Annotated in this window: 16 protein-coding genes; 8 read left to right on the forward strand and 8 right to left on the reverse strand. The window is 55.0% G+C overall.

Annotation, left to right across the window (positions count from 1 at the left end):
* Nucleotides 1-87: 87 nt before the first annotated feature.
* Nucleotides 88-315 carry a hypothetical protein gene (locus tag DV711_RS04710; RefSeq protein WP_114694477.1) on the forward strand — a complete coding sequence of 76 codons (228 nt, stop codon included), beginning with the start codon at nt 88-90 and terminating at the stop codon, nt 313-315.
* A 99-nt stretch (nt 316-414) separates the two neighbouring features.
* Here the strand turns inward: DV711_RS04710 and DV711_RS04715 are convergent, their stop codons facing one another.
* Nucleotides 415-2604 carry a malate synthase G gene (locus tag DV711_RS04715; protein WP_114694478.1) on the reverse strand — a complete coding sequence of 730 codons (2190 nt, stop codon included), beginning with the start codon at nt 2602-2604 and terminating at the stop codon, nt 415-417.
* A 203-nt stretch (nt 2605-2807) separates the two neighbouring features.
* Nucleotides 2808-3755: a LysR family transcriptional regulator gene (locus tag DV711_RS04720; RefSeq protein WP_114694479.1), complete on the reverse strand. Its 948-nt coding sequence runs from the start codon at nt 3753-3755 to the stop codon at nt 2808-2810.
* 279 nt (nt 3756-4034) lie between these two features.
* Here DV711_RS04720 and DV711_RS04725 point away from each other — a divergent pair, with 279 nt between their 5' ends.
* The 4 genes from DV711_RS04725 to DV711_RS04740 all read left to right on the forward strand — a co-directional run bounded on the left by DV711_RS04725 (nt 4035) and on the right by DV711_RS04740 (nt 7216).
* The gene (locus DV711_RS04725; protein WP_114694480.1) at nt 4035-5630 is read left to right on the forward strand and encodes an isocitrate lyase; all 1596 of its coding nucleotides are present in this window, start codon (nt 4035-4037) and stop codon (nt 5628-5630) included.
* A 158-nt stretch (nt 5631-5788) separates the two neighbouring features.
* Complete coding sequence (locus DV711_RS04730) at nt 5789-6349, forward strand: hypothetical protein (RefSeq protein WP_207802531.1); 561 nt, start codon at nt 5789-5791, stop codon at nt 6347-6349.
* A gap of 66 nt (nt 6350-6415) precedes the next feature.
* Nucleotides 6416-6700 (forward strand): hypothetical protein, encoded by a 285-nt coding sequence (locus tag DV711_RS04735; protein ID WP_114694482.1) that lies wholly within the window; start codon nt 6416-6418, stop codon nt 6698-6700.
* Nucleotides 6701-6778: 78 nt separating this feature from the next.
* The gene (locus DV711_RS04740; protein ID WP_114694483.1) at nt 6779-7216 is read left to right on the forward strand and encodes a hypothetical protein; all 438 of its coding nucleotides are present in this window, start codon (nt 6779-6781) and stop codon (nt 7214-7216) included.
* Nucleotides 7217-7279: 63 nt separating this feature from the next.
* Here DV711_RS04740 and DV711_RS04745 read toward each other — a convergent pair whose 3' ends face one another.
* A complete protein-coding gene (locus DV711_RS04745; RefSeq protein ID WP_424398983.1) occupies nt 7280-7618 on the reverse strand; it encodes a HopJ type III effector protein in 339 nt (112 codons plus the stop codon).
* 412 nt (nt 7619-8030) lie between these two features.
* On the opposite strand from DV711_RS04745, the gene DV711_RS04750 reads away from it, so the two are divergent.
* Entirely contained in the window at nt 8031-9356 is a 1326-nt protein-coding gene (locus DV711_RS04750; RefSeq protein WP_165840003.1) for a TIGR03013 family XrtA/PEP-CTERM system glycosyltransferase, read from the forward strand.
* 200 nt (nt 9357-9556) lie between these two features.
* Nucleotides 9557-9808, forward strand: a complete 252-nt coding sequence (locus DV711_RS04755) for a hypothetical protein (RefSeq protein ID WP_114694486.1) — start codon at nt 9557-9559, stop codon at nt 9806-9808.
* 13 nt (nt 9809-9821) lie between these two features.
* Here the strand turns inward: DV711_RS04755 and DV711_RS04760 are convergent, their stop codons facing one another.
* A complete protein-coding gene (locus DV711_RS04760; protein ID WP_114694487.1) occupies nt 9822-10523 on the reverse strand; it encodes a TIGR01621 family pseudouridine synthase in 702 nt (233 codons plus the stop codon).
* A gap of 81 nt (nt 10524-10604) precedes the next feature.
* The gene (locus DV711_RS04765) at nt 10605-10895 is read right to left on the reverse strand and encodes a hypothetical protein (RefSeq protein ID WP_133297398.1); all 291 of its coding nucleotides are present in this window, start codon (nt 10893-10895) and stop codon (nt 10605-10607) included.
* 150 nt (nt 10896-11045) lie between these two features.
* Between DV711_RS04765 and DV711_RS04770 the strand changes: the two genes are divergently transcribed.
* On the forward strand, nt 11046-11750 hold the full coding sequence (locus DV711_RS04770; protein ID WP_114694489.1) for a type 2 periplasmic-binding domain-containing protein: 705 nt from the start codon (nt 11046-11048) through the stop codon (nt 11748-11750).
* A 42-nt stretch (nt 11751-11792) separates the two neighbouring features.
* Here DV711_RS04770 and DV711_RS04775 read toward each other — a convergent pair whose 3' ends face one another.
* From DV711_RS04775 to DV711_RS04785, 3 genes are all read right to left on the reverse strand, one after another.
* Complete coding sequence (locus tag DV711_RS04775) at nt 11793-12785, reverse strand: glycosyl transferase family protein (protein ID WP_114694490.1); 993 nt, start codon at nt 12783-12785, stop codon at nt 11793-11795.
* A 149-nt stretch (nt 12786-12934) separates the two neighbouring features.
* The gene (locus DV711_RS04780; RefSeq protein ID WP_114694491.1) at nt 12935-13774 is read right to left on the reverse strand and encodes a metallophosphoesterase family protein; all 840 of its coding nucleotides are present in this window, start codon (nt 13772-13774) and stop codon (nt 12935-12937) included.
* The gene (locus tag DV711_RS04785; RefSeq protein ID WP_243633731.1) at nt 13771-15177 is read right to left on the reverse strand and encodes an SLC5/6 family protein; all 1407 of its coding nucleotides are present in this window, start codon (nt 15175-15177) and stop codon (nt 13771-13773) included. Before DV711_RS04785 ends, DV711_RS04780 begins: the two co-directional genes overlap by 4 nt.
* Between the last annotated feature and the right edge of the window lie 32 nt (nt 15178-15209).

Below are 15209 nucleotides of genomic sequence, written 5' to 3' on the forward strand. Positions count from 1 at the left end.
ACTCAAAGTCAGCGAGGGGTCGGAAACGGCTAAAATCAATACCTTGAGCTAGGCTTGGGTTTTTAGCCATTATCAAAGGAGAGAACCATGGCTCGACTGCTATTGCTCAGTGGCAACGGCGCCGCCATTCTGGGCGTTTTGATCTGTGCGCTGGCCGGGTTGTTTCGACTGTCGGGAAACCACTATCTGCCTGGCGGTGTCGAGGCATTCAGCGCTTTCACCTTCGGCACCGGTCTGATGGTTTTTGCCTGCTTGGCCAAACTGGAGCTGCTTTACTGCCGCTGCCTGCCCGGCACGGATGGCGTTGATTCATAGCCAGCACCCCCAAGCGCCCCTGACGAAACCAACAAAAAAGAGAGCCCAAAGGCTCTCTTTCTTTGTCTAACCCGTTTTATTAACCCAACGGGTTAATGGTTACTGGGCCTTAACCGCCTGACGGTGGGCATGCAGTAGCGGTTCGGTGTAGCCGCTGGGCTGCTCGCATCCCTTCAACACCAGGTCACAAGCCGCTTCAAACGCGATACCGTCGAAGTTAGGCGCCATGGCTCGGTAGGTAGGATCGGCAGCATTTTGCTGATCAACCACGGCGGCCATCTTCTTCAGCGTTGCCATCACCTGCTCTTCGGTGCAGATGCCGTGACGCAACCAGTTGGCGATATGCTGGCTGGAGATCCGCAGGGTGGCACGGTCTTCCATCAGGCCTACATCGTTGATATCCGGTACCTTGGAGCAACCAACACCGCTGTCGACCCAACGAACCACATAACCGAGAATACCCTGGGCGTTGTTGTCGAGCTCCTTCTGGATCTCGTCGGCGCTGAGCTGACGATCGCCCAACAGCGGAATTGTCAGGATATCGTCTACATTGGCGCGAGCGCGGCTGCGCAGCTCCTGCTGACGGCTCGGCACGCTGACCTTGTGGTAGTGCAGCGCGTGCAGAGTAGCGGCGGTCGGGGACGGAACCCAGGCGGTGTTGGCACCGGCCATCGGATGACCGATCTTGGCTTCCATCATGTCGGCCATGTTGTCCGGTACCGGCCACATGCCCTTACCGATCTGGGCTTTACCCGGCAGGCCGCAAGCCAAACCGATATCCACGTTCTGATCTTCGTAGGCCAGGATCCACGGTAGGGTCTTCAGATCACCCTTGGGCGCGAAAGCGCCGGCTTCCATGCTGGTATGGATCTCGTCACCGGTGCGATCAAGGAAACCGGTGTTAATGAACACAACACGATCCTTGGCGGCACGGATACACTCTTTCAGGTTGACCGAAGTACGACGCTCTTCGTCCATGATGCCAACCTTCATGGTGAAACGAGGCAGGCCAAGCGCATCTTCGATACGACCGAACAGTTCATTGGTAAACGCAACCTCTTCCGGTCCGTGCATCTTCGGCTTAACGATATTGATGCTGCCCGCGTTGGAGTTACGAATATTGTTACCGTTGAGCTGGCCGTTGCCGTTCAGGTCCTGCATCGCGATCAGGGCGGTAACCAAACCGTCCATGATGCCTTCCGGCACCTCGTTACCGTCTTTGTCGATGATTGCCGGGTTGGTCATCAGGTGGCCAACGTTGCGAATAAACAGCATCGAACGGCCCTTGAGCACCAGCTCGGAACCATCGGTGGTGGTGTAGCGACGATCATCGTTGAGACGGCGAGTAATGGTCTTACCCCCCTTCTCCATCACCTCTTCCAGATCACCGCGCATCAAGCCCAGCCAGTTGCTGTAAGCCAGAACTTTATCATCAGCATCCACTGCAGCGACGGAATCTTCGCAGTCCATGATAGTGGTCAGGGCGGATTCCAGAACCAGATCCTTAACACCGGCGGCATCGGTCTTACCGATCGGATGCTCACGATCGATCTGGATCTCGATATGCAGATTGTTGTGTACCAGCAGAATTGCGGTCGGGTTGGCGGCTTCACCTTGATAGCCCACCAGCTGAGACGGATCGCTGAGCGCGCTCTGCTCGCCGCCTTTCAGGGTGACCTGCAGCTGACCATCAACAATCGCATAACCACTGGACTGGCTGTGGTCGCCAACGCTGAGCGGCGCGGCTTGGTTCAACACGCCACGGGCATACTCAACAACTTTGGCACCACGTACCGGGTTGAATTGCGCGGTTTTCTCGGCGCCATCGGTTTCGGGCAGGATGTCGGTGCCGTAGAGGGCATCGTACAGGCTACCCCAGCGCGCATTGGCCGCGTTCAGGGCAAAGCGGGCGTTCATGATCGGCACCACCAACTGAGGACCGGCCTGGTTGGCGATCTCCGGCTCGACACCTTCGGTACTGATTTCAAAATCGGGGCCTTCCGGAACCAGGTAGCCGATATGCTGCAAAAACGCCTTGTAATCGGCAAAATCACCGGCGCCCCCTTGGCCATTATTTTGATTGCGGTGCCAGTCGTCGATCTGCTCCTGCAGCTGATCGCGCTTCGCCAACAAAGCTCGATTCTTCGGCGCCAGGTCGGTAAGGATTTCCTCGAAAGCGGTCCAGAACGCCTGCGGCTCAACACCGGTCCCCGGCGCTACCTTGTCGGCAATCAGGTCATGCAGAACGGTTGCTATCTGAAGTCCACCTACTTGGGTGCGCGTGGTCATAGGAATCCCTCTAAGGTTCAGTGGGTTATATAATTTGGCTCGACGCGCCCGAAGTTCAATTCGGTGGCGCATGGGCCAATCGTTATCGCCCGATTGTAAAGCGGGCGCAACAATTTCCCTAGATTATCAAAATAATCCCCGGTATTTACCAGATGAATACCAAAGCAGTACCATCGGCTCGACTCAGAATCGGTACGAATGGGTTAAACCACCTCGGGTACCGATTCCGCCGCCTCGCTGATCACATTGCGCAACCATTGATGGCCGGGGTTGTGCTGCAGCAGCGGACTCCAGGCCATCTTTAACTCGATCTCCGGAATCGGGAATGGCGGCGTCTTGATAACCATCCCCTTGGAATGCTGGCGCAAGTTTGCCGCGCGCGTAGGAAGCGTAACCACCAGATCTTCCTGCTCGGCCAACAGCATCGCGGTCTGATAATGGCGGGTAAAGACGGTGATATTACGTTTCTTGTCCAGCTTATTCAGGGCGCCATCCACCCAGCCTAGGCGCTGAACATCCTGCGGGTTGATCCCCACGCCGGCACCGAAACCGGTCTTACTGACCCAGATATGGTTAGCTTCTATATAGTGGTCGAGATCGAACTGATCGCAGATCGGATTATTGCTGCTCAGCACACAGGAAAAGCCATCATGCCAGATGGTTTTCTGATGAAAGGATTGGGGCATCGCATCAAAACGGTTGATCACCATATCGACCTTGCCCTGCTCTACGTCCAGGAAGCTGACATCACTGGGGGTCATGATATCCAGCACGACCCCTGGCGCGACATCACGAATCCGCTTCAGCACCGCCGGAAACAATGTCGCTTCGGCGTAATCGCTGGCCATGATCCGAAATACCCGCTCGGTCTGACCGGCATCGAACGGCTGCTTGGGTTGTAACGCCTTTTCTAATTGGGCCAAGGCCTCACGAACCAGCGGCTGAAGTTCATTAGCCCTTTCGGTGGGAGTCATACCATCACTGGTACGAACCAGCAGCGGATCCCCCAGCAAGTCACGCAGCCGTCGCAATCCATTACTCATGGCCGGCTGACTTAACCCGAGTTGATTCGCCGCATTGGTGACACTGCGTTCACGCAGCAGCACATCAAGATAAACAAGCAGGTTCAGATCGATACGGTCGAGATTCATGGCAACTCAGTTCTATTCAGCAAATGGATACCCACTATAAGGGTGATAAACAGGATAAATTATTTAGCCGCCAACTACCTCCTTTTCTATCACCAAACCGACACCGGGCAGTCACAACTCCTCACGAACCGACACAACCATTCACAAAAAGAATAGCAAGCATATGCAATATAAATTTCAATGATGAAAATCCCAGGGTTATAGTCAACTCAGCTCTACACAGTAGTGCACAACTTAAAACATGAACTGATGCGACAATAACGCAAGTGAGGAGAGACCATGTCATCACTGAGCAAAGACATCGAATCCATCGCCGCCCTGTGCGACACCAACGGCAGCCCTTGGGATGCAATCAGCCCTGAATCCGCAGCCCGTATGCGTGCGCAGAACAAGTTCAAGACCGGCCTTGATATTGCCAAGTACACCGCTGGCATCATGCGTCGCGACATGGCTGAGTTCGACAAAGACAAGACCAAGTACACCCAGTCACTGGGTTGCTGGCACGGTTTTGTTGGTCAGCAGAAGCTGATCTCCATCAAGAAGCACTTCGGCACTACTGAGCGTAAGTACCTGTACCTGTCTGGTTGGATGGTTGCGGCGCTGCGCTCTGAATTCGGCCCGCTGCCGGATCAGTCCATGCACGAGAAGACCACGGTCGCTGGCCTGGTAAAAGAACTGTACACCTTCCTGCGTCAGGCTGACGCCCGTGAACTGGGCCTGCTGTTCCGCGAACTGGACAAGGCTCGCGAAGCTGGCGACGCTGCCAAAGAAGCAGAAGTTCAGGCTCAGATCGACAATCACGAGACTCATGTTGTGCCGATCGTAGCTGACATCGATGCCGGTTTCGGTAACGCTGAAGCGACCTACCTGATGGCCAAGCAGATGATCGAAGCGGGTGCTTGTGCTCTGCAGATCGAAAACCAGGTTGCTGACGAGAAGCAGTGTGGTCACCAGGACGGTAAAGTTACCGTTCCTCACGCCGACTTCCACGCCAAGCTGCGCGCCCTGCGTTACGCTTTCCTGGAGCTGGGTGTTGATGACGGTGTTATCGTTGCCCGTACCGACTCCGAAGGTGCTGGTCTGACCAAAGAGATCGCAGTAGTTAAAGAGCCGGGCGATCAAGGCGACGTCTACAACTCTTACCTGGACTGCGAAGAAGTTAAGCCTGAAGATACCGCTGAAGGCGACGTACTGATCAGCCGCGACGGCAAGCTGGTTCGTCCGAAGCGTCTGCCTTCCGGTCTGTACCAATTCCGTCAGGGCACTGGCCACGAGCGTTGCGTGTTCGACTGTATCGAAGCGATCAATGCCGGTGCTGACCTGCTGTGGATCGAGACCGCTGTTCCGACTGTTCACGAAATCAAGGACATGATGGACGAAGTTCGCAAGGTACACCCGGATGCGAAGCTGGTTTACAACAACTCTCCGTCATTCAACTGGACTCTGAACTTCCGTCAGCAGGCGTATGACGCTTGGGTTGAAGCTGGTAAGGATGTTTCTGCCTACGACCGTAACAACCTGATGAGCGCCGAGTACGACGACTCTGAACTGTCTGCCGAAGCTGATGCTCGCGTTAAGACTTTCCAGGCTGACACTTCTCGTGAAGCGAACGTATTCCACCACCTGATCACTCTGCCGACTTACCACACGACTGCACTGTCTGTTGATAACCTGGCCAAAGAGTACTTCGGTGAAGCAGGTATGCTGGGCTACGTTGCCGGCGTACAGCGTAAGGAAATCCGTCAGGGTATCGCCTGTGTTAAGCACCAGAACATGTCTGGTTCCGACATCGGTGACGATCACAAAGAGTACTACGCGGGTGAGAACGCGCTGAAGGCTGGTGGTGCGAAGAACACTTCCAACCAGTTCAGCTAAGCACTGAATCTCGGGCGGGCTTACCCCGGCCTGCCCAAACAGAGATAACCCTCTTTAGCCCCGCTTAACCGCGGGGCTTTTTTTTATTACCATTCTCTCCATAGCCTACGTCGCCACATCAGCGTGGCGCACACCTAGATTCAATTGTGAGAATTTTCATGACCCAGACCCCCGAACACCTTCAGGATGCTGAACAGATTCTAAGCCAGAGCGGATTCGCTACCGGCCAGGTTTGGTATCACGGCACCTCATCGGCCCTGGTCGACTCGATTGTTGAAAACGGCCTGAAGCGCTCCGGTGACCAAGCCATGAAACAAGCCGCCAAGCAGACCATGGCCACCATTGGTAATAGCTACACCGAATCGATCGAACCGGTTTTCCTGACCCAAAGCAAAGAGCTGGCCTACTACTGGGCGGAACGCACCGTTCGCGACCGCAGTGTCCGTTTCGAAGGGGAAGAACAACCGGTGGTGATCGCGATCAATCTACCGGACGAGATTAACGCCAAAGTTAGACCCGACGTCGGCGCCGCCAGCCTGCTGCTGATCGAAGGGGAAAAATACCTCCCCTTCGTGGCTGCGATTTATGAACGTTGCGGCCTCGCAGCCCCTGATATCGACCTGCGCAGCGCCGATCGGATGGCATACCTCAACATTCTCGGAATGGCCTATCTGGATCAGGATGTGGCGCCCGAACAGCTCCAACCCATCACCTCCTGATCAAACAGCGGCAGTAACGCTGAGATCGTTACTGCCGCCCCCTCCTGAAGACAACATCAATCGTCCATGAAACCGGATTGTCACACCGCGATGCGACTCTTGCTGGGGCAAATTCGCCAGGCGCTTCCGTTTGAGATGGACGAGGCGCAGTTGTGTCGCGGCCCCTGCCAAGGCTGTTCAAAAAAGCTATTGGAGTTCATCGACATGGAGCTTGAAGAGTGGCAAACCCGACTCGACCGTGGTGAACAGCCCAGCTTGGGAGATATTCACAAACTGACCAAGCGGGCACGTAAGGTTTATCAGGTGATGCAGAACAACGGCTTGATTGAGGTCGTCAACCTAGACCAATAGCCCTAGCATTCGTCTGGTTAATCCAGTAGAGTAGCGCCCCAAAATAACACCCAGAATAACAACAACGAGGCTTTAAGGATGCCGCATCAACACGCGACGGATTTCGCCCTGGCCACCGATGGCTACTTCTTCTCCACCGAACCTTTTCATCAACACGACCAGATTGAGGCCATCCAACTGGCCTGTTTACTGGCTAGCGATACCGATCATCAGTTCGAAGTTATCTTGGAGGCTGATGCCCTGGACAGCCGCTATCAGCTCGCGTTAACCGGTGAACTGCGGATCGAAGATCAAAATCACCGTGCCATTGACCAGCAACTGTTGCGAGAGTTACCCATTGAGGAGCTACGCGCTGACAAGCTGCAACAGAGAGGCTACAGACTGGTCAAGCAACCCCGTTTCTGCTGGATGAAACAGCAGCAGCCTATCGGGCAGCCTCAGGATAGCATTTCGGTCTGTGCTGCAGCAGCTTTGGACAGCCTGCGTCAGCTCCTGAGCCAGAATCGAGCAGCCTAATTCGTTGCAAACAAAAAAGGCCCGCTTGATCGGCGGGCCTCCAGATTAAGCCGACATCATCGACTAAGCACGCAGCCGCAATGGCTCGGCAGCAAAGCTAACACCTTCCCAACCACTACGCATAAACGCCCGAATATTCCCATGGGCGCTACCCTGCGGATCGCCCAGCACTTCCTGATGATAATAATCTCCAAATAGATTCAGGGTCTGCTCTACGCTCAATTGGTGCTGTAGGGCAAAAGCCAGCAGTTTGCAGGAACCCTGATTCTGATCTTCCGAATTGGATAACTCACCGTTACGGAATGCGGTTGGAGTAAACTCATAGTATTGCTCTATCACATCCATCAGCTCGCTAAACTGAATCGGCTCCAACGCCCGCGCGCGCTCTAACAACTGCTCCACCTGCATAGCAACTCCTACCTTCATTCAATCTTTTGTGATGCACCAGCTTGGGTGGCGCAAGCATAAAGGAGCGGACCCACCCCTATCAATCATTGATTATGAAGTTACTTGCTCAACCTGAAATCAGCTCTGTTCCTGCTTGATTCGGCCATACTCTGGTTAGGTCGCCGGTTTCTAGCGGTTTATGGCATTAAATGTGGCATAAACTTCAAGTTGTAAAATAAATTGACAACTGTCACTGCTATACTCCCATCGCTGCATCGAATATCATCGCTTTTTTCTTGTTGTCCCGTTGTCTCAAGAAAGGGGAATCTGGCGTTAAGGAAAGGAGAGCATGTCCAACATTTCCAGGGTTCGAAAGCCTTCTGTAAAGCATACTTATTTTGGACTTGCGGTATTCGAATCCGTTGCGATGCTGTCTTGCCTCTTCTTGGGGATCAACTTCTCCGGAACCAACTACACCGGCTTTTTTGACCACCTGCTCTGCGCCGACTGTATCACCTTCGTGTTGGTGGTAACCCTGTCGATGGCAGGCATGGGGCTTTACCATGCACGCCAGCGCGGCGAACCCCACGAACAGCTGGCACGTATTTTTATCAGCTTTGCGTTGGCCTCGGTGGCCCAGGCGGTCTTCTTCTACTTTATTCCGTTTCTCGAGATTGCCCCTAAGGCGATCATCATCTCGCTGGTACTGTCGTTCTTTATCGTCTGCCTCATCCGTTACTGCTTCAGCAAACTAGCCAAGACCGCTTTTATCCGCCGTCGGGTCCTGGTTCTTGGCGCCGGCGAGAAAGCCCAGATCATCGAACAGCGCCTGCGTCGCGCCAACGACAGACGTGGCTTTAACCTGCTGGGGTTCGTCCCCATGTCGCAGATTGAAACCGCCATTCCGGAAGACAAGCGGCGTAATGTGAATATGGATCGGTTGTGTGAATACGCCCAGAGAAACCATATCGACGAGATCGTTATTGCCGCCGATCAACGCCGTGGCGCCCTGCCGATGGACGAACTCTATCGCTGCCGTGTCGGCGGGACCTATGTCACCGATGTCACCACCTTTATCGAGAAAGAGTGCGGTAAAATTCCTTTGAATCTGCTCAACCCTAGCTGGATCATCTACTCCCGGGGTTACAAAACCAATGACGCAGTAATCCGGGCTTTCAAGCGACTCTTTGATGTCTGTATCAGCATTGCCATGCTGGTGGCCACCCTGCCCTTAACCCTGATCACCACCTTGCTGATCATGCTGGAAAGCGGCCCTCGAGCCCCAATCTTCTACTCCCAGACTCGCGTCGGGCTGAATGGTGAGCCCTTCCAGATATTCAAGTTCCGCAGCATGCGGGTCGATGCCGAATCCAATGGCGCCGTATGGGCGCGTAAGAATGATGATCGGGTAACCGTAGTCGGCGCTTTTATCCGCAAATACCGAATCGATGAGCTGCCACAGCTGCTCAATGTCCTGCTCGGTGATATGAGTTTCGTCGGCCCCCGCCCGGAGCGGCCCGAATTTGTAGAAAAACTGACCGAAGAGATCCCCTATTACGGCGATCGCCATATGGTTAAACCCGGCCTGACCGGCTGGGCTCAGATCTGCTACTCCTATGGTGGATCAACCGAAGATGCGCAGGAAAAGCTGCAGTACGACCTCTACTACATCAAGAACTTCAGTTTCCTGCTCGACACCATGATACTGATTGAAACGATGGAAGTGGTACTGTTCGGCAAAGGGGCTCGCTGAGCCCCGGTATCAGCATAACAGTACAGCAGAGGCGCCTGTGTTTATGGGATGCCTGCAGTTCTGTCTTAACAGGATTTAGCGTTTCAGCACTCTCCTCTCCTTAGGCAACCGATCTTCGCTTCAGCACCACTCGCGCAACCCCGGTGCTATAGTTTTCTCAAGCGACAGCCATAACCACCACATCAGTCTAGGGGGGCACCATGACCACAGGACTCTACCTGCTGCTGCAGGTGCTGCGATTAGATTGGAGTTCCGGCCGATGGAACTGGTTGCTGACAGAATCAAGTGCAGCGACCAAAACTCCCCGCTACCGAGCCAAAAAGAAGATTGTCCGCGCCCTGTGGATCGCCTGCGGTATCCTGATGCTACTTTTCCCGCTAGCCCACTTCATCATCACCCTTGGGCTGTTCACGACCTTCTTGTCCTTCACCATCCTTGATGAATCCCTTTAGCAGGCACTGAGCCTCAATCTGGCCAGGCAAGCTGATCGGGGTCACCCAGCCGTTGCAGCTGGTCGACAACGAGCTCACTCTGGAACCAGCCTCCCTGCCGGGGTAGTAGCCGATAGCGGTGATGTTCACCGTCAAATTCAAAACCGATGGCATAGGCGTGCAGATAACCACGATCAGGCCGGAGTGTTTGCTGGTTTGCATCTAACGGGTAGTAACGCCGATCCCCTAGAATAGGTGCCCCGATACTCTTCAATGCAACACGTATCTGGTGTGTTTTACCGGTCAACGGTTTCAGCAGATAGAGTCGCAAGCCATCTCCGAGCCCGACACTGAAAAACCGGGTTCTTGCCGGATTTTGCTTCGATTTCAGCAAACGCCAGCTGCCTCGACGTCCTTTGGCCATATCGCCGCTGATAAGCCCCTGCTTCTTTTTCGGCTTACGGTCCGAAAGCGCCAGATAGTACTTTTGAACCGTACCCTGGCGGAACTGCCGATTAAGCTGCTCGGCCGCCTCCGCACTGGTTGCCAACAACAACAATCCTGACGTCATACGATCCAGTCGATGGACGGGATACAGTTTCTCCACCCCCAGCTGGGTTTCGACCTCCGTTACCAGACCCGGCTGCTCCGCTTCTGAATGAAAGCTCACCTCGGCGGACTTATCGATGACAACAAAACCGGGCTGAATATCGACGACTTCGAATCGTTTCGACATCATTGACTCCTGCAAAATTCGGCCGGCAGTCTAGCAGAGTTTCGGACAAACCCTCAGTCTAATGCGGTCTTTTGAACCACTTCAGTCGGTATTGGAAGCAGGGTGACATTGCCCCTCGAACAGCTGTAATCGATCAGGTTGAGGCAACAGGCTCAACTGAGTGATGCGCAGGAATTTCAACGATTGGCGCGATACCGTAGCCAGCGTCAACCCTCCCATCAGGGCATAAACATCATAGCTTTTAGAACGATATATTTGCTGCTCCGGATAGAGTAGAAAACGATCATCACTTCCCTTAACATCACAGACCAATGGTTGCGACGCTTGGGCCGAACAGACCCCTACGAGCAGTATCAGTATGGAGTACCTCATATAGCCTCCAGCAAAGGCTAAGAGCGCTGCCCAAGTATAGCCCGACAAGGTGTTCCATGCGGGTTTCAACGCCCTCGGATACACCAGAGCGCCCAACAGTTCTGTCTGCTAGGGCAGCCTACCAACGGACGAACAGAGCAGTCTCGTTCTATGAAGCATCGACTACCGATATTTGCCCTCTTACTTCTGGGGCTACACAGCCTGCAGGTCAGCGCAACGGACTGTAGCGACACTCCCATTCGAGTAGGGTTCTTCGAATTTCCTCCGTTCTATAGCGAAACGGAAACCGGGGCGGCCGAGGGTATCCTGATTGACGAGCTGGACCGGGTGATGGCTAAGCTGGGCTGCCGCTGGCAGGGGCGGTTCGACCCCACCGGCAAGTTACTGGAACGAAATATCAACGGCGAGACCGACCTGCTGATGCTAATCCAGCATCCCTTGTTGCTCGAGCGCGCCCGCTACAGCATCAACCCGGTAGGCAATTTACAACTCAACAGCTACTGGATCGGCGATAAACCCGCCGTATCCAATATCGAAGAGCTGCGTGGTAAGAAGGTGGTTGTCATTCGGGGCTACGGCTATGGTGGACTATTCCGTCAACTCAGCGACCCCGCCAATCAGATCAAATTGCAGATGGCTAAAGATCACCTGCAGGCCTTTGAGATGCTGTCGCAGCAGCAAGGGGATTATATGCTCGGCTACCGGCGTCCGGCTGAAACCGCCCTGCGACAGGCGCCGATTAATGGACTTGGTGTTCAGAACGTCAAGGACTGGGATATCTATTTTGTTCTGTCACCCAAGTACACCGACCAGGCCCTGATTCAGCGCCTGGACGAGGTACTTGCCGACCGCTGATCCAATCCAGGGCCCGCGGTCAATCAGGCTAAGCTGGACGGCTTAACCATAACGCTGTCGATTTCGCTGCTGCCATAGGGACACTGACTGCTCTCGAGCAGCGTCAATGGAAGCGGCCTTACCCATCAGCACTAAGCACACGGCCAGCGTTTCGGTAACCGCGTGTTCGCCGTATTCGCAGCTCTGCTCACCCTTCCAGATACTCAGTAGATCGCTGGGGTCTAGATTGTCGGGGCGGGTCAGTCGCTTGCTTAACAAGCGCGGCCATACCTGGTCTTCATATTCCCCCTGTTTAACCCACTGCAGGGTACAGTCGGCATCGGGTCGAATCTCAGCTTCACCTCCGTCACCGCGAATCGTGACGCTGTTACTTTGGCCCAGTAACTGAGCGGTCTGCTGGTGCATCGGGCCATAGGCGGGATGAAACACCCCGTCGATCCGATAAGGAGCATCCAGCGGATTGATCAGCCGGCTCAGAGTATGTACCGGCGAACGCAGACCGAGGATCGGACGAAGGTTGATGATCCGTGAAAGCTCCGGGCTGATCAGCTCCAACGGTAGATAACAGATTCCGGTTTCATTCAGATCCAGCTCTGCATCGAACCAACTGCGCGCGGCCTTAAGACCGAACTGCCCCAGCATATCTTCGATATAGATACGTCCCGCCGTATGACCACGGGCACCGTGCATGCATACATTGACGCCGCTGTCTGCCAACGTCAGCGCGGCCAGGAAATACCACGGCAGGTGACGCTTTTTACCCGCATAGGTCGACCAATCCAGATCAGCCTTGAGCGGAAGCGGCTTACTCATCTGCTCGCGCACCGCATTAACAAAGCCGCAAAGCTCCTCTGGGCTCTCCTCCTTGACCCTTAGCAGCATCAGAAATGCACCTAGTTGTTCCGGAGTTACCTGATGATCGAGGATCATCGTCATCGCTTGCTGCGCTTCTTCTGCGGTCAGTGATCGCGACCCCTTCTTACCTTTGCCCAGAATTCGGACAAAGGGGGCAAATGGATGTTCGGTATTCGTCATAGATCAGCGTCTTATTAATGGCTAACGAGCGCAGCCAGGTTGCCCCTGCAACAGATTCGACTGCAATACAGCGCTGATTCTATCGACTCCGTTGACCAGATGTCAGTAGTCAGGACTAAAACAATCACTTACGAGGGACAGCTGGCCCATTAGAAATGTAGGGATGAGAGGGTCAAACGCTGCCCCTGAAGCACTTTAAGTGCCTGGGGTAGCACATCGTTGCTGGGCCAAACACCACTGATCAGGGCTTGGGCATAGCCATTATCCAACCCCTGAAGTCGCATCCGCTGGGCCGCCAGCTCAGCGTCATACGCCAACCGATGCCAGCTGGCCTTCAAGCCAGCGCCTTCCAGAGGCTGCAGCAACAGATACCAGCCATCGCGGCTACCGTCGTTGGCCGGCATACCGATCACACCGCTATTGAGCCAATGCCTTCCCGCTACCGTTCGTCCAAACGGAATGCCGCAGTGTCCACCGACAATCAGCTCGGCATCGGTCAGTTTCAACTCTTCGGTAAACGCCTGCTCATCGGTGTCCGAGAACAAAAAGCGGTTGTTTCGGCTCAAGCCCCCATGGATGACCAGGCACTTTCTTCCTGCCAGTTCGAATCGTAACTGCCCTGCCAAGGTTCCCATCCAGGCACGGGTTGACGCATCCGTATGCTCCATACAGAAGCGATACCACTGCTGTGACAGCAGACTGCAGGTTGAGCCCTGCTCAAAACCACAGCCACAGTCGATCGCCCCCTCCGCCAACGATTGCTCGCAGTTTCCCTGCATCAGGGTCACACCCCAGTCGCGCAGGAAGTCGACCGTCGGCTGCGGCTCAGCGCAGTAGGCAACCAGATCCCCGTTGCAGATAACCTGCGCCGGACTCAGCCCCAGACGTTCCGACTCTCGTCGAAGCGCCTGGGTTGCCTGTAGGTTGCCGTATGGTCCGCCAAAGATCAGTAACGGTCCCGACAGAGATCCAAGATCCAGTGTCTTCATCCGGCAGCGGATCCCAACGCGCTGCTACGTGACTTAGGCGGCTGGTTGGCCGGTGTCAGCAAACCGCCGAGCCAGAATGCCAGACAGCCTCCCACCAATACGGTCGCAGAGATCCACAACAGCTTGGTGTACTTGTGACTGTCACCCATGAGCACGCTGTAGCCGGAGGACTCGGTGAAGTAGAGCACCGCACCACCCAGTGCCAGCACAAAGCTGACCAGGTAGCTCCAAACCGGGATATCCCGACGCTTACCCCACAGCGAGAAGAAGATAACCGGTGCCAGGTACATCGAGGCGGTACCGCTGACCGCCACGGCACTGAACAGGTCCTTGTTGCCCAGGAAGACGAAACCCAGCCCCAGCGCCATAAACAGCGCCATTACGGTACGCCCATTGCGAACTTCCGGCTTCAGTACACCCATGTCCACGGCTACCAGCTTTGCCGAGCTGGACAGGGTGCTGTCGAGGGTCGACATCGCAGAGATCACCAATGCCATGTTGAACACCAGCATCGGCACCTCACCCAACAGGCGGGTCAGCACCTCGTTCATGGCTTCACCGCTGGCCTGGTGTGCACCGGCCAGAATCCCCAGCGCACCGAAGGCCAGAATGCAGAAGCTACTGATCCAGGCCGCATGCAGAAAACTGCTGCTGGTGGTTTTGCGGTCAGCCAGAAACCCACGGTCCATCATCACCGGATCATGCATCGGGTATGACCACACCTGCAGTAGCGCCACCAGCAACAGGATCGGTCCCGGCTCACTGATCTCAAATGGCTTAAACATCAGGTCGGCAACGGCGAAATGTCCGCTGCTGAAGGTCAATGCCAGCAGCAGCACCAGCACCAGCAGGAAAATCATCATCTGGTACAGATCGGTACGCAGCGAGGCCCGCAGCCCGCCCAGCATCGAATAGAACAGGGTCACCAGCGCAAAACCGACGATAGCCAGTACATAACTCTGACTACCGGCCACCCCGAACAGCAGACCGATGACCAACAGGTTGGCGAATACCTCGCTGATCAGCCGGACTCCGACCACCACGTTGTAACAGCCGGTACCCCAACGTCCGAAGCGAGCCCGAAGAAAGTCCTGCACACTGTCAAAGCCATGTTCGAAGCGCAGGCTATCGATGATCCGTCCCCCGGTCAGAAATGACAGGTAGTAAGCCGCGTAAGCCAGCGTGCCCCACAGACCGTAATAAAAGCCGAGAATCGCCGCATTCATCAGCGAACGGGCAAACACCCAGGTTGTCACCTGCGAAAAAATTAACGTCAACAATCCCGGCGCCTGACCATCGGCGGACTGCCCCCGAAAGAAAGCCCCCTGATGACGGGCGTTGGCGCTCAACATCACTGACCCTAAAGCCAGCACAGCGACCAGCAACGGTAACGCGTAATCCATAGGTTCCCCTTACTATCTGGATAAGTTCTGCT

This window comes from Motiliproteus coralliicola (assembly GCF_003345655.1).
In the GTDB taxonomy this organism is placed as follows: Bacteria; Pseudomonadota; Gammaproteobacteria; order Pseudomonadales; family Balneatricaceae; genus Motiliproteus; species Motiliproteus coralliicola.

Coding starts and splice junctions, on each gene's coding strand:
- DV711_RS04710 (WP_114694477.1), top strand. CDS start 88: ATGGCTCGACTGCTATTGCTCAGTGGCAACGGCGCCGCCATTCTGGGC.
- DV711_RS04715 (WP_114694478.1), bottom strand. CDS start 2,604: ATGACCACGCGCACCCAAGTAGGTGGACTTCAGATAGCAACCGTTCTG.
- DV711_RS04720 (WP_114694479.1), bottom strand. CDS start 3,755: ATGAATCTCGACCGTATCGATCTGAACCTGCTTGTTTATCTTGATGTG.
- DV711_RS04725 (WP_114694480.1), top strand. CDS start 4,035: ATGTCATCACTGAGCAAAGACATCGAATCCATCGCCGCCCTGTGCGAC.
- DV711_RS04730 (WP_207802531.1), top strand. CDS start 5,789: ATGACCCAGACCCCCGAACACCTTCAGGATGCTGAACAGATTCTAAGC.
- DV711_RS04735 (WP_114694482.1), top strand. CDS start 6,416: ATGAAACCGGATTGTCACACCGCGATGCGACTCTTGCTGGGGCAAATT.
- DV711_RS04740 (WP_114694483.1), top strand. CDS start 6,779: ATGCCGCATCAACACGCGACGGATTTCGCCCTGGCCACCGATGGCTAC.
- DV711_RS04750 (WP_165840003.1), top strand. CDS start 8,031: ATGCTGTCTTGCCTCTTCTTGGGGATCAACTTCTCCGGAACCAACTAC.
- DV711_RS04755 (WP_114694486.1), top strand. CDS start 9,557: ATGACCACAGGACTCTACCTGCTGCTGCAGGTGCTGCGATTAGATTGG.
- DV711_RS04760 (WP_114694487.1), bottom strand. CDS start 10,523: ATGTCGAAACGATTCGAAGTCGTCGATATTCAGCCCGGTTTTGTTGTC.
- DV711_RS04765 (WP_133297398.1), bottom strand. CDS start 10,895: ATGAGGTACTCCATACTGATACTGCTCGTAGGGGTCTGTTCGGCCCAA.
- DV711_RS04770 (WP_114694489.1), top strand. CDS start 11,046: ATGAAGCATCGACTACCGATATTTGCCCTCTTACTTCTGGGGCTACAC.
- DV711_RS04775 (WP_114694490.1), bottom strand. CDS start 12,785: ATGACGAATACCGAACATCCATTTGCCCCCTTTGTCCGAATTCTGGGC.
- DV711_RS04780 (WP_114694491.1), bottom strand. CDS start 13,774: ATGAAGACACTGGATCTTGGATCTCTGTCGGGACCGTTACTGATCTTT.
- DV711_RS04785 (WP_243633731.1), bottom strand. CDS start 15,177: ATGGATTACGCGTTACCGTTGCTGGTCGCTGTGCTGGCTTTAGGGTCA.